This window comes from Micromonospora noduli, assembly GCF_003264365.1.
Classification (GTDB): domain Bacteria; phylum Actinomycetota; class Actinomycetes; order Mycobacteriales; family Micromonosporaceae; genus Micromonospora; species Micromonospora noduli.
In genome coordinates, this window is the sequence record NZ_PYAK01000049.1 from 13,601 (window position 1) to 25,700 (window position 12,100).

At 71.4% G+C, this 12,100-nt stretch carries 13 protein-coding genes; 1 reads left to right on the forward strand and 12 read right to left on the reverse strand.

Annotated elements, in window-relative coordinates; translation table 11 throughout:
- Positions 1-5 precede the first annotated feature (5 nt).
- The 12 genes from GUI43_RS26245 to GUI43_RS26300 form a co-directional block, all read right to left on the reverse strand.
- The gene (locus tag GUI43_RS26245) at positions 6-662 is read right to left on the reverse strand and encodes a hypothetical protein (RefSeq protein WP_112700011.1); all 657 of its coding nucleotides are present in this window, start codon (positions 660-662) and stop codon (positions 6-8) included.
- Between the two features lie 72 nt (positions 663-734).
- Complete coding sequence (locus GUI43_RS26250; RefSeq protein ID WP_112603357.1) at positions 735-1,502, reverse strand: hypothetical protein; 768 nt, start codon at positions 1,500-1,502, stop codon at positions 735-737.
- 102 nt (positions 1,503-1,604) lie between these two features.
- Positions 1,605-2,183: a DUF4178 domain-containing protein gene (locus GUI43_RS26255; protein WP_112586128.1), complete on the reverse strand. Its 579-nt coding sequence runs from the start codon at positions 2,181-2,183 to the stop codon at positions 1,605-1,607.
- Between the two features lie 82 nt (positions 2,184-2,265).
- Positions 2,266-3,120 (reverse strand): hypothetical protein, encoded by an 855-nt coding sequence (locus tag GUI43_RS26260; RefSeq protein WP_112700012.1) that lies wholly within the window; start codon positions 3,118-3,120, stop codon positions 2,266-2,268.
- 69 nt (positions 3,121-3,189) lie between these two features.
- Positions 3,190-3,561, reverse strand: a complete 372-nt coding sequence (locus GUI43_RS26265; RefSeq protein WP_249037852.1) for a hypothetical protein — start codon at positions 3,559-3,561, stop codon at positions 3,190-3,192.
- A 119-nt stretch (positions 3,562-3,680) separates the two neighbouring features.
- Positions 3,681-5,273 carry a polyamine aminopropyltransferase gene (locus tag GUI43_RS26270; protein WP_112700014.1) on the reverse strand — a complete coding sequence of 531 codons (1,593 nt, stop codon included), beginning with the start codon at positions 5,271-5,273 and terminating at the stop codon, positions 3,681-3,683.
- Between the two features lie 52 nt (positions 5,274-5,325).
- Positions 5,326-5,748, reverse strand: a complete 423-nt coding sequence (locus tag GUI43_RS26275; RefSeq protein ID WP_112700015.1) for a DUF350 domain-containing protein — start codon at positions 5,746-5,748, stop codon at positions 5,326-5,328.
- A gap of 34 nt (positions 5,749-5,782) precedes the next feature.
- Positions 5,783-6,208, reverse strand: coding sequence for a DUF4247 domain-containing protein (locus GUI43_RS26280; RefSeq protein ID WP_112586117.1), 426 nt, complete (start codon positions 6,206-6,208; stop codon positions 5,783-5,785).
- Entirely contained in the window at positions 6,205-6,717 is a 513-nt protein-coding gene (locus GUI43_RS26285) for a DUF2617 family protein (RefSeq protein WP_112603345.1), read from the reverse strand. The genes GUI43_RS26280 and GUI43_RS26285 overlap by 4 nt, the downstream gene beginning before the upstream one ends.
- Before the next feature lies 1 nt (position 6,718).
- Positions 6,719-7,345, reverse strand: a complete 627-nt coding sequence (locus GUI43_RS26290) for a DUF4178 domain-containing protein (RefSeq protein WP_112603363.1) — start codon at positions 7,343-7,345, stop codon at positions 6,719-6,721.
- Positions 7,346-7,521: 176 nt separating this feature from the next.
- Positions 7,522-10,113 (reverse strand): ATP-dependent chaperone ClpB, encoded by a 2,592-nt coding sequence (clpB, locus tag GUI43_RS26295; protein WP_112700016.1) that lies wholly within the window; start codon positions 10,111-10,113, stop codon positions 7,522-7,524.
- 85 nt (positions 10,114-10,198) lie between these two features.
- Complete coding sequence (locus GUI43_RS26300; RefSeq protein ID WP_112586113.1) at positions 10,199-10,843, reverse strand: TetR/AcrR family transcriptional regulator; 645 nt, start codon at positions 10,841-10,843, stop codon at positions 10,199-10,201.
- 85 nt (positions 10,844-10,928) lie between these two features.
- Between GUI43_RS26300 and GUI43_RS26305 the strand changes: the two genes are divergently transcribed.
- Positions 10,929-12,065 carry an epoxide hydrolase family protein gene (locus tag GUI43_RS26305; protein ID WP_112586111.1) on the forward strand — a complete coding sequence of 379 codons (1,137 nt, stop codon included), beginning with the start codon at positions 10,929-10,931 and terminating at the stop codon, positions 12,063-12,065.
- The last annotated feature ends 35 nt before the right edge of the window (positions 12,066-12,100 follow it).

Consider the following 12,100-nt stretch of genomic DNA (forward strand, 5'->3'; position numbering starts at 1 on the left):
GGTCCTCACCTGGGCGGGTACGGGGGCGTATGCGGCGCCGACTGGGGCTGGTGCGTGGCTGGCGTGAACACGGGCGGTGCGGTTGGCGCGGTCGAGCGGTGGCGGCCGAACCAGCTGTTCGCCGTCGGCAGCGCCAGCAGCGTAGCTACTACAAGGTAACCGAGCGCCTGTGCGACGGAAAGCCCGGCGTTGAGTGGGATCCACCAGGACGGGTAGGCGCCGCCGATCAGACCCAGCAACTCGGCGAGAGCCTGCTCGCCGGAGCCCAGTTGCAGTGGCGCGGACCGTTCGCCGACGACCACCGCCACGCTGCAGCAGCCGGCGAGCAGGCCGAGCCCGCTGACCACCCAGGTCGCCACCCGGACGCCGTTACGACCGGTCAACAGCCCCAGGGCCAGGCCGGCGAGCAACGGCGCGGAGAGCACCGCCACCACCGCCGACAGCACCGCAGAAGCGCGGAGCAGAGTCACCACGTCGTCGATCTGCTCCGGGCTCGCCGAGGTGTCGCGGGCGGCGGAGCGGAACGCGTCGACCGTCCCGCCCAGCACCACCAGGTCGACCACGGCGTACGCGAGCGCCGCGACCGCCATCACCAACAGCACGGCAGTGGCCGACAGGACGGCGGCGGGCCGACGGGCCGGTGCCGATTCCGGGTACGACACGACGAATCCCTCCGGTAGGCGTCGGGTTGCAACCTACTCGGAGGGATCGTCGGCGTCGTGCTTATCGAGCCGTCAGCTGGTCGGCGGCGGGGTTGACCCGGGCCGATCCGTGGGCGGCGTGTCGTCCGGCCGGTTCGCGGCCGGTGGCGGCGGGTAGCTCGGCTCCCCACTCGACGGATAACCCGGCTCACCCGATGCCTGCGGGTAGCCCGGCTGGCCGGGCGCCTGCGGGTTACCCGGGTAGCTGGCGCCCGGGGTCGGCGGCTCCCAGCCGGCGGTCTGCTTGCGGAAGAACGGGTTGGCCTTCGGCAGAGCCAGCAGGACGAGCGCCGCGATCAGCGCGATCAGGCTGAGCACGCCGAGCAGGAGGCTGACCGGGGTGACCCAGGAGGGCAGGGCCTCCTCCAGGCGACGCTGGATCTCCTCGGGGCTCGGCCCGCCGTCGGGCGTCCCGCCACCGGTGTTGAAGCCGCCGGCCGCGTTGCTGAGCAGGCCACCGCCCACGCAGCAGACCATGATGCCGCCGACGATCCAGGTGGTGATCCGGGCGCCGTTGCGGCCCTGGTTGTTGAACAGGGCCAGCACGCCCAGCACGACCGCGAGCAGCAGCAGGACGATGCTCCCGCCGATGCCAATGACGGCGAAGACGTCGGCCACCTGCTCACCGTCGGTGGCGCTGCCCTCGTACGCCGCACGGAGCGCGTCCCGCGTCTTGCCGAAGGTGCTGAGCGTGATGATCAGACTGATCACCTGAAGTGCCAGGAACAGGAAGAGCAGGTAACTGGAAATCGACACAATGGATGGCCGCTGACGGGCCGGCGTGCTCTGGGAATCGACCACGATTCTCCTTCCCTAAGATCGCGCCCACACCGTATCGACAACCGGCCAGTTCGGCATGCCGTGACGAGCCCGGCGCGTCCGTCCGGTCCGGCTCAGCGAGCCTCAGGCACGGGGCGGGCGGATCGTCAGGTCGGCGGGGTCGAGCAGGTCACCGCGGGCGACCCGCCAACCCTCTTCGCCGTACGCCTCGAAGGAGAGCCGCGCGGCGCCACCGGACTGGTAGTCGTGGTAGCGCATCGTCCCGGCCGACGGCAACTCGGTCTCGCCGGTGGCGGTGTAACGCGCCTGCCCGGTCTCGGCCCAGGTGTAGCGCCGCCCGCCGAGTTCGATGGTCGGGGCGCCCGGGGTGACGGTGGCGCCCGGTTCGGCGGTCCAGAACACCAGCTCGAGCTCGGGGCCGTCCTCCACGGAGAGCCGGTGACGGGTGCCGGAGTCGTCGTCGAGGAGGTGCTGAACCCAACTCCAGTCGCCCTCGACCAGGCGGATCGTGGCACTCACCGCGTACTCCCGCTCGCGGATCCGCACGCGGTCGCCAGGAGTCAGGCGGAGCGGGCCGCCGCGCGGTGGCTCCGCCGGCTGGCCGTCGGGCCGGCCCGTCGGCCGTCGGCGTGCCCGCACTACGACCACTACCACCGCGAGTACGGCAACAGCCGCCACCAGGCACGTCACCAGCGCGTCCACCCGACCACCTCCCCAGGTACGTCGGCGCAGACGGTAACAACCCTCGGCACCAGGAAGGCCCGCGCTGTGGCCGACAGCTCAGCTAGCGAAGGTGGTCGGGTGGGTCCTTCGGAGGCGCCGGCGGCGGTTCGGTCGGCCCTGGTGAGGTGCCCGACGCGCCCGGCGTCAGGTGCGCGGCCGGGTCGGGGCAGATCAGGTAGCCGGGTGGAAGTGGCTGGTTCGGCGGCAGGAAGCCCGGCACGAGCGGAGCTGTCGGATATCCGTAACCGGTCGGGGTGTAGGCAGGAACGGGCATCGCCCAGGCCGGGCCGGGCAAGGCGTCGTTCGCGGTACGCGGCACGAACCAGCGGTTCGCCGGCGGCAGCGCGAGCAGCAGGACCACGGCTGCGGAGAGGGCCAGAACGGTGAGCACACCCAGCCCTGCCGCGGGGAAGAACAGGTCGTCCCAGGGATCGGTGCCGGCGTAGAGCGTGTCGAAGAACGTCGAGGTCTCCCACTCGTCGTCCCAATCCGGTGGCGGCTCCGCCGCGATCTCCGGCATGGCCAGCAGCGGCACGAGAAACCCTCCGGAACAGCACTGCGCGAAACAGACCAGCAGCTGTGCGCCACTGGCCACGAAGACCAGGATCCGCGCGACGTTGCCGCCCCGCCGGACCGGGACGACCGTGGCGGCCAGCCAGACCGCGAGCAGCACCGCCGGCACGCCGAAGATCAGCGCCGTCGCGACGTTGCCCTGCCGCTCGCCTGTCACCTCGTCCGGGTCGGCGTCCGGCACCAGTCGTACCGCGCGGTCGATCTGGCCGTCGAAGTGCACCGCCTGGGCCACCGTCAGCGCGGCCAGGCCGAGCAGCACCAGCACCACGGCCAGTTGCAACCAGAAGGCGATGGTCACGGTGGCCGGGCGGGGCGGACGCGGCGCGGTGGCGGGCGGGCTCATGGCTCGCAACGTACGGCGCGGCGTCGGCGACCGGCAGAACCAATCGGGCAGCACCGACCGGCGAATGGATCATGCTGCGGCGAGCCGCCGACTGGCGTACGTGCCGAGGGTTTCGCGGTCCATCACGCAGCCGACGAAGGTGGTGAACTCGCTCGGGTCATCCCGCAGCGACGTCCAGGCCGCTCGGGCCGCCTCCGGGTCGACCCGCTCCAACAACGTGGCCGCGTACGCCCGGCCGGCGGGTGTGCCGTCGGCCAGCACCCGGTCGAGCTGGCGGCGTACCTCCTCAGAGTGGTCGCTGAGGGCGGCCTCGACCCGGTGGTACGCCTCCGTCACCGGCAACAGCGTGCCCGCGATCCCCACCCCACCAAAGGCGAGCGTGTCAGCCGCCACCAACTCGTCGACGGCGGCGCTCAATTCGCGCTCCCAAGCCTTCCGCATCCCAAACATGCCTCCACCCTTTCCCCGTCCACCCCCACTCCATCCCGTTAATCAAGAGGTTTGCGCCATGAGCGGACTCTTCTGACACAGCCGCCGTGTTCAGGCGTCAACTGGTGGGGTCAGTAGCCGCGCCACTCCGTGCGGGCGTAGTCGAGAACCCTCGGTTGGAGGAGGGTGCTGGGGGGCACGTTCAGGCGGGCGCGGTCGGGCGGAAAGGCCGCCGCCGCCCGCAGCACGTCCGGGTCGAGGAAACGCAGCCTGGGCGCGTCGGCCGGCAGTTCCAGCACCGGCGGGACGGTTCCCGCCGTGGCCAGCAGGAAACCCCAGTCGCCGAAGGACGGCACGTCGACGTGGTACGGCACTGTGGCGAAGCCGGCTTCCCGCACCGACGCATCGATCGACCAGTATGAGCGGGGCGCGAAGTACGGCGAGCCGGACTGCACCACCAGCCGTCCCTGCTCGGCGAGCACCGACCTGATCAGCGCGTAGAACTCGACGGTGTAGAGCTTGGCGGTGGCCGTCTCGTCCGGGTCGGGCAAATCGGCGACCACCACGTCGAAGCGCTCGGCGGCGGTACGCAGCCAGCCGAACGCGTCAGTGTTCAGCACCCGTACGCGGGGGTCGTCGAGCGAGCCGCCGTTGAGCGCCCGCAGTTGCGGCACGGTGCTGGCCAGCGCCACCACCGCCGGGTCGAGGTCGACAACTGTCACCCGGCGGACGTCCGGGTACCGCAGGATCTCCCGGACGGCGAGGCCGTCGCCGGCACCGAGAACCAGGACGTCGCCGCGCGGGCCGCGCATCGCCGGATGCACCAGCGCCTCGTGGTAGCGGTACTCGTCGACCGAACTGAACTGGAGATCACCGTTGAGGAACAACCGCAGGTCGGTGTCGGCGTGGCCGACCTCCCGCACCGACCGGGTCAGCACGATCTCCTGGTAACGGGAGCGTTCGGCGTACACCACGGGGTCCCGGTAGAGCTGCTGCCGGGCGGTCACCTCGAAGTCGGCGGCGGTCACCCAGGCGTACCCCAGGCAGAGCGCGACCACGACAGAGCCGGCGCCGAGGACGAGCCGGGCCCGGCGGCTCAGCTCCCTCCGGAACACCGTGCAGACCAGGGCGAGACCGGCCACCGCGTTCACCGCGCCGACCACAAGGGCACCCTTGAGCTGGCCGAAGACGGGGATCAACAGGAACGGAAAGGCGAGCCCGCCGAGCAGCGCGCCGACGTAGTCGGCGGCGAACAGGTCGGCCACCGCACTGCCGGCGGCCTGCTCCCGGATGCGCTGCAGCATCACCATCAGCAGCGGAATCTCCGCGCCGATCAGCAGGCCCAGCACGAAGGCGGTGCCGACCAGCGCCGGGCCGTACAGGTCGAGCCAGGCGAAGGCGGCGTAGAGGCCGAGCACGGACAGACCACCGAGCAGGGCCAGGGTCAGTTCGATCACCGCGAACGCAGCGGCGGCCCGGGACTGCAACGGCTTCGCGACCAGCGCGCCGACCCCCATCGCGAAGACCATCACGCCGAGCACGATCGACGCCTGCCCGACGGTGTCGCCGATCAGGTAGCTGCCGAGCGCCACCAGGGCCAGCTCGTAGACCAGCCCGCAGGCGGCGCAGACGAAGACCGCGACCAGCACCGCCGCGCGGGCCAGCCGCCAGTGCGGCCGGGCCTCGGTGCCGCCGTCGACCACCGGCGGCGCCCCGGTGCTCATGACCGCCCCGGGTACGGCCGGCCGGCACCGCCCGGTCGCGGTCCCCCGGTCATCAGAGGATCGCGGCGGCGATGATCGCGCCGGTGGCCACGTGCACCACGGCCGACACCCACACTGCGGGGTGCGGCTCCGGGTCGACCAGCAGCTTGCCGAGCCGGCCCGGGGTCACCGCGTCGAGCAGCAGGAACGCGGCGGCCATGATGACCAGGCCGACGATCCCGTACGCCGCCGCGCCGACCAGCCCCAGGGCGAAGTCGTCGTCGCTGGCGACGATCGCCGCGACCACGATGGTGCCGACGCCGAGCAGGTTGGACGCGAGCAGCAGCGCCGCGTTGCGGTTGCGCTCGGTCCAGATCAGTTCGTGAAGCTTGCCAGGAGTGGTCAGGTCGACCAGCGCGTAGCCGACGCCCATGAGGACGACGCCGACCGCGCCGAAGGCGAGGGTGGCCAGCAGATCGGTGACGAGGTTCTGCACGGAAGGGCTCCAGGTGAAGGGGTCGGGCGTCGGGCTACTTGCCGGCGCCGGGGCCGCCGCCCCGAACGCTGCTGCCGCGTCCCCAGCCCCAGTACGACCCGACGGTCGAGTGGTAGCGGGGGTGAGCGGTGTCCATGTCCTCAAGCAGGATCACCGAGCCGGTGGCGATCGGCAGGATCACCACCGAGTCGTCGTCGTAGCGCAGGTAGACGCCGCTGCTGTCGGCGTACCGGTCGGACGGCTTCCACGCGTCGGTCAGTTCCTTGGCGACACTGGTCGGTGACTTGGACGAGGTGTACGCGGTCGCTTCCCGGCCGACGTCCCGGCTGGCCGCTCGCGAGTACCTGTCCTGCACGTAGGCGCGCGGGGAGAAGGTGCCGTTGACGAGCGCGAAGGCCGCGACCAGCACGCCGACCACGGCCGTCGCCGCGCCCACCACGAACCAGCGTCGGTATGTCATGGCAGTGCCACCACCGTCTCGGTCAGGACCAGCTCATTGGTCTGGGGGTACGCGTGCCAGGTACGCCAGCCGACCGACCGGTACGGCAGGTCGGTGCGCACTGCCAGCGCGGTGACCGCGTCCGGGTCACCGGGAAAGACTCCGACCAGGGCGTACGGGTCGTCGGCCAGGTCGGCGCGGAGCCCGGCGATCCGGGTGTGCAACTCACCGTCGGCGGGGCGCAGCACGCTGGCGGTGAAGCGGTAGCCGCCCGCCTCGTCGTGCAGGGCGCCGGGCAGGTGCGGCGGCCGACCAGGCAGGCAGGCGACCGTCTCGGTGAGTGCGGCCGCACCGCCGGGTTCGGCCAGCACGACCTGGTGGGACGCGCCGAGCAGGCGCAGCCGCAGCCGGACGTCCCCGGGCAGCGTGAGGTCGCGGACGTGCAACGCGGGCCGCTCCGGGCCGCCGAGTGCCAGGCTCAGGTCGGCGGCGCAGGTGTCGACGTACGGGGCGTGGAGGCTCACCAACACGTCAGCTGGCCTCCGGCCCGGCCTGCGGGTACACCATCACGTCGGCGCGGTGCAACTGCTCGCCCCGGGCGACCTCCCAGCCGGCCTGGCCGTACGCCTCGAAGGAGAGCCGTTCGCCGCCCTGGGCCCGGTAGTCGTGGTACCGGAGGGTGCCACTGGGGTCGAGGCCGGTGCTGCCGGTGGCCGTGAAGCGGGCCTGACCGGACTCCTCCGAGGCGTAGCGGCGGCCGGCGAAGTCGAGGGTGGACGCACCCGGGGTGATCGTGGCGGCCGGCTCGGCGGTCCACAGCACCAGCTCCAGGTCCGGGTCCTCCTCCACGGAGAGCCAGCGCTTGTCGCCCTCGACGGTGTCCAGCAGGTGCTCGGCCCAGCTCCAGCCGCCCTCATTCAGATGCACCGAGCCCCGGACCGCGTACGACACCCGGCGGATCTCGACGATGTCGCCGGGCTTGAGCCTGCGCGGGTCGCCGCGGAGCGCGTCACTGTCGGTGTCCCTGAACGGGTCCACGGGTGCCGCCGGTCGGGCGGCCTTGCGGCCCTTGCGCACCGCCACCACCGCCACCACGACCCCGGCGACTCCGATCAGACACCCCAGCGTCGTCACCAGGTAAGCCACGGGACCGTTCATGCCGACCACCTCCCCAAGTGCGTCGGCCGGAACGGTAACAACCCCGCGCACCTGGAGAAACACATCATTGTCTGGTGATACGGCAGCTACGGAGCGTCCCGGCGGGGCGCCGGTGGGGCGCAGAACGGGTCGGGCCGACCCCGCCTGCGAGGCGGGATCGGCCCGGGTGCGACGGATCAGGCGGCGGTGACGGAGAGGGTGTTGGTATCGGTGGCGCGGTCCACCTTCACCGTTTCGCCGTCGCGGATCTGGCCGGACAGGAGGGCCTTCGCCAGTTGATCTCCGATTGCGGTCTGGACCAGCCGGCGGAGCGGGCGGGCGCCGTAGATCGGGTCGTAGCCGTGCTCGGCCAGCCACTGACCGGCGGACTCGGTGACGTCCAGTGCCAATCGGCGGTCCGCAAGACGGTTTCGCATCCGGTTCAACTGGATGTCGACGATGGAGCGCAGGTCGTCCCCGCGCAGCGAGGCGAAGACCACTATGTCGTCCAGCCGGTTGAGGAACTCCGGCTTGAAGTGCGACCGGACCACTGCCAGCACGCCCTCCCGGCGCTGCTCGTCGGCGAGCGTCAGGTCGCTGATCACCGACGACCCGAGGTTGGACGTGAGGATCAGGATCGCGTTGCGGAAGTCCACAGTGCGGCCCTGGCCGTCGGTGAGCCGGCCGTCGTCGAGCACCTGGAGCAGCACGTCGAAGACGTCCGGGTGGGCCTTCTCCACCTCGTCCAGCAGCACCACCGAGTACGGCCGTCGGCGCACCGCCTCGGTGAGCTGACCACCCTCGTTGTAACCGACGTAGCCGGGCGGGGCACCGACCAGGCGAGCGACCGAGTGCTTCTCGCCGTACTCGCTCATGTCGATGCGGACCATGGCCCGCTCGTCGTCGAAGAGGAACTCGGCGAGCGCCTTGGCCAGCTCGGTCTTGCCGACACCGGTGGGGCCGAGGAAGAGGAAGCTGCCGGTCGGGCGATCCGGGTCGGCGATACCGGCCCGGGCACGGCGTACCGCGTCGGAGACCGCGCCGACCGCCTCGGTCTGGCCGACCACCCGGCCGCCCAGCGACTCCTCCATCCGCAGCAGCTTGGCCGTCTCACCCTCCAGCAGGCGGCCGGCGGGGATGCCGGTCCAGGAGGCGACCACCGCGGCGATGTCGTCCGCGCCGACCTCCTCCTTGAGCATCGCGCCGTCGGCCTGGAGCTGGGCCAGCTCCTCTGCGGCCTGCTTCAGCTCGACCTTCAGGGCGGGGATCCGGCCGTAGCGCAGCTCGGCGGCGCGTTCCAGCTCGCCGTCCCGCTCGGCCCGCTCGGCCTCACCGCCGAGGCGTTCCAACTCCTCCTTGGCGGTGGAGAGCTTGGTGATGTGGCTCTTCTCCGTCTGCCAGCGCTCGGAGAGCACTGTGAGCTGCTCGCGCTTGTCGGCCAACTCCTTGCGGAGCCGCTCCAACCGCTCGGCCGAGGCGGCGTCCGGCTCCTTGGCCAGGGCCATCTCCTCGATCTCCAACCGGCGGACCGCCCGCTCGATCTCGTCCACCTCGACCGGACGCGAGTCGATCTCCATTCGGAGCCGGGACGCGGACTCGTCGACCAGGTCGATCGCCTTGTCCGGCAGGAACCGGTCGGTGATGTAACGGTCGGACAGCGTCGCGGCGGCCACCAGCGCGGCGTCGGTGATCCGTACGCCGTGGTGCACCTCGTAGCGCTCCTTGAGCCCGCGCAGGATGCCGATGGTGTCCTCGATGGTCGGCTCACCGACCAGCACCGGCTGGAAACGGCGCTCCAGCGCCGGGTCCTTCTCGATGTGCTCGCGGTACTCGTCCAGCGTGGTGGCGCCCACCATCCGCAGCTCACCACGGGCCAGCATCGGCTTGAGCATGTTGCCGGCATCCATCGAGCCCTCGCCCTTGCCGGCGCCGACGACGGTGTGCAGCTCGTCGAGGAAGGTGATGACCTGCCCGTTGGAGTTCTTGATTTCCTCCAGGACGGACTTCAGCCGCTCCTCGAACTGACCCCGGTACTGCGCGCCGGCGACCATCGCGCCGAGGTCCAGCGAGATCAGCTTCTTGTCGCGCAGGGACTCGGGCACGTCGCCCGTGACGATCCGCTGGGCCAGGCCCTCAACGATTGCGGTCTTGCCGACGCCGGGCTCACCGATCAACACCGGGTTGTTCTTGGTACGCCGGGAGAGCACCTGGATGACCCGACGGATCTCGGAGTCCCGGCCGATGACCGGGTCGATCTTGCCGTCCCGGGCGCTGGCGGTGAGGTCGACGCCGTACTTGGTCAGGGCCTGGTAGGTCTGCTCGGGGTCGGCTGTGGTGACCCGACGGTCCCCACCGCGGACGGTCGGGAAGGCGGCGACCAGGGCCTCCTCGGTGGCACCGGCGGTCTTCAGAGCGCCGGACACCGCTCCGCCCACCCGGGCCAGGCCGGCGAGCAGGTGCTCGGTGGAGGTGTACTCGTCGCCCAGCGGCCGGGCGATCTGCTCGGCGGCGCCGATGGCGTTGACGAACTCCCGAGCCAACGTCGGCTCGGCGATGCTGGAGCCGCGCGCCGCCGGCAGGTTGTCGACAGCGCGCTGGGCGGCCTGGCGCAGCTCGGCCGGGTCGGCCCCGACGGCGCGCAGCAGACCGGTGGCGGTCGAGCCGTCGGTGTCCAGGAGTGACAGGAGCAGGTGCCAGGGCTCCACTGTGGCGTGGCCACGCTGGTTGGCCAGCGCGACAGCGCCCGTGATGGTTTCGCGGCTCTTGGTGGTGAGTCTTTCGGTGTTCATGGGCTCCCCCGGATCGGCGTTGTCCATTGGGTTGGACACAACCAGAGTTGAGCGTATTCCGCTCAACCTTAGCGCGTGACGCCCATCACTCCCGGCGCCGCCACCGCCAGTCGAACTCGCCGGCCGCCGGGGGCGGGCCGGGCAGCGGGTCCGCGTCCGGCACCGACGACAGGCCGGCCAGCAGGACCGCGAGCTGCCGGCGGCGCAGTTGGCGGGTCCGCTCCGGATCGGGTACGCGGACCGCGGCGCACGCCTCCAACAACAACCCCAGATCGTGTACGACGGCGTCGGGGCGCAGCCGCCCGCTGGCGTGGGCCCGGTCGACCAGGGCTGTGGCCAACTCGCCGGCGCGCATCGCGTCCCTGCCCATCTCCTCGGTCGGGGTGAAGGTGCCGGCCAGGTGGACGGTGAGCGAGTGCACGTCGGCGTCGACCACCCGGGCCAGGAAGCCGGTGAACGCGGCCCAGTCGTCCGGCTCGTCGAGGGCGGTCTCGGCCTCCGCGACGTAGCGGCGCAGCCCGTCGTGGCAGAGCTGACGCAGCAGGTCCTCCTTGCCCGCGTAGCGCCGATAGAGGGCGCTGATGCCGACGCCCGCGCGCTCCGCGACGGCGGCGATCGGGGCCTTCGGGTCGTCGAGGAAGACGGCGCGGGCGGCTTCGAGGATGACCTCGTCGTTGCGGGCGGCCTGGGCGCGGCGACCGCCCAGCGTCTTGCCGGAAGTCGTTGACATGCGCCCAGCCTAACAGTGGAACGGATTGTTCCGCTCTGCTATGGTGATTGCAGAACGAAACATTCCGTTCCGAAGGAGTTCCAGCATGAGCGACATCGCGATCCGCCCGTTCCGCGCCGAGATCCCGCAGACCGCCCTCGACGACCTGGCCGCCCGGCTGGACCGCACCCTCTGGCCCGCCGACCTGCCCGGCGCCGGCGACTCGTACGGGATGAGCAACGACCGGGTGCGCGACCTCGTCGACCGGTGGCGAGGCGGGTTCGACTGGCGTGCCGTCGAGGCCCGCCTGAACGCTCACCCGCAGTTCGTTACCGAGATCGACGGCGAGCAGATCCACTTCCTGCATGTCCGGTCGTCCCGGCCGGACGCCACGGCGCTGGTGCTCACCCACGGCTGGCCCGGTTCGGTGCTGGAGTACCTCGATGTGATCGCCCCGCTCACCGAGCCGACCGACCCGGACGCGCCGGCCTTCCACGTGGTCGTCCCGTCACTGCCGGGCTTCGGCTTCTCCGGCCCGACCCGCAGCGCCGGCTGGAACCGGTACCGCATCGCCCGCGCCTGGGCCGAGCTGATGGACCGACTGGGGTACGACAGCTACGGCGCGGTCGGCAACGACGCCGGCTCGATGATCGCGCCGGAGCTGGGCCGGGTCGATCCGGAGCGGGTGCTCGGCGTTCACGTCACCCAACTCTTCTCGTTCCCCTCGGGCGACCCGGCCGAGTTCGCCGGCCTCTCCGAGGCCGACCAGGCGGCGCTCGGGCACCTCCAGTGGTTCTACGAGAACAAGTTCTCCTTCAACCAGGTGCACAGTCAGCAGCCGCAGACCCTGGCGTTCGCGCTGGCCGACTCGCCGGTGGGGCTGCTCGCCTGGAACGCCCAACTCTTCGACGAGAGCCTGGACGCCGACTTCATCCTGGCCAACGTGGCGCTCTACTGGTTCACCGGCACGGCCGCCTCGGCGATCCGGCTCTACTGGGAGGACGCACACGCCGGCGAGCCGCCGACCGATCCGACCACCGCCCCGACCGCGCTGGCCATGTTCCCCGGCGACTTCCAGTCCATCCGCCGCTTCGCCGATCGGGACCACGCGAACATCGTCCGGTGGACGGCGTACGAGACCGATGTCGACGGCCGGGGCGACGTCGGCGGCCACTACGCGGCCCACCAGGCCACCGAGGTGCTGGTCGCCGACATCCGCGAGTTCTTCGCCAGCCTCCGCTGACCCGAAATTGATCGGTGCCCGCTCCGCTCGACCGG

Excerpts from the sequence above, each read along its gene's own strand:
- GUI43_RS26260 (WP_112700012.1), bottom strand. The coding sequence starts at position 3,120 with ATGAGCCCGCCCGCCACCGCGCCGCGTCCGCCCCGCCCGGCCACCGTG.
- GUI43_RS26265 (WP_249037852.1), bottom strand. The coding sequence starts at position 3,561 with ATGCGGAAGGCTTGGGAGCGCGAATTGAGCGCCGCCGTCGACGAGTTG.
- GUI43_RS26270 (WP_112700014.1), bottom strand. The coding sequence starts at position 5,273 with ATGAGCACCGGGGCGCCGCCGGTGGTCGACGGCGGCACCGAGGCCCGG.
- GUI43_RS26280 (WP_112586117.1), bottom strand. The coding sequence starts at position 6,208 with ATGACATACCGACGCTGGTTCGTGGTGGGCGCGGCGACGGCCGTGGTC.
- GUI43_RS26290 (WP_112603363.1), bottom strand. The coding sequence starts at position 7,345 with ATGAACGGTCCCGTGGCTTACCTGGTGACGACGCTGGGGTGTCTGATC.
- clpB (WP_112700016.1), bottom strand. The coding sequence starts at position 10,113 with ATGAACACCGAAAGACTCACCACCAAGAGCCGCGAAACCATCACGGGC.
- GUI43_RS26300 (WP_112586113.1), bottom strand. The coding sequence starts at position 10,843 with ATGTCAACGACTTCCGGCAAGACGCTGGGCGGTCGCCGCGCCCAGGCC.
- GUI43_RS26305 (WP_112586111.1), top strand. The coding sequence starts at position 10,929 with ATGAGCGACATCGCGATCCGCCCGTTCCGCGCCGAGATCCCGCAGACC.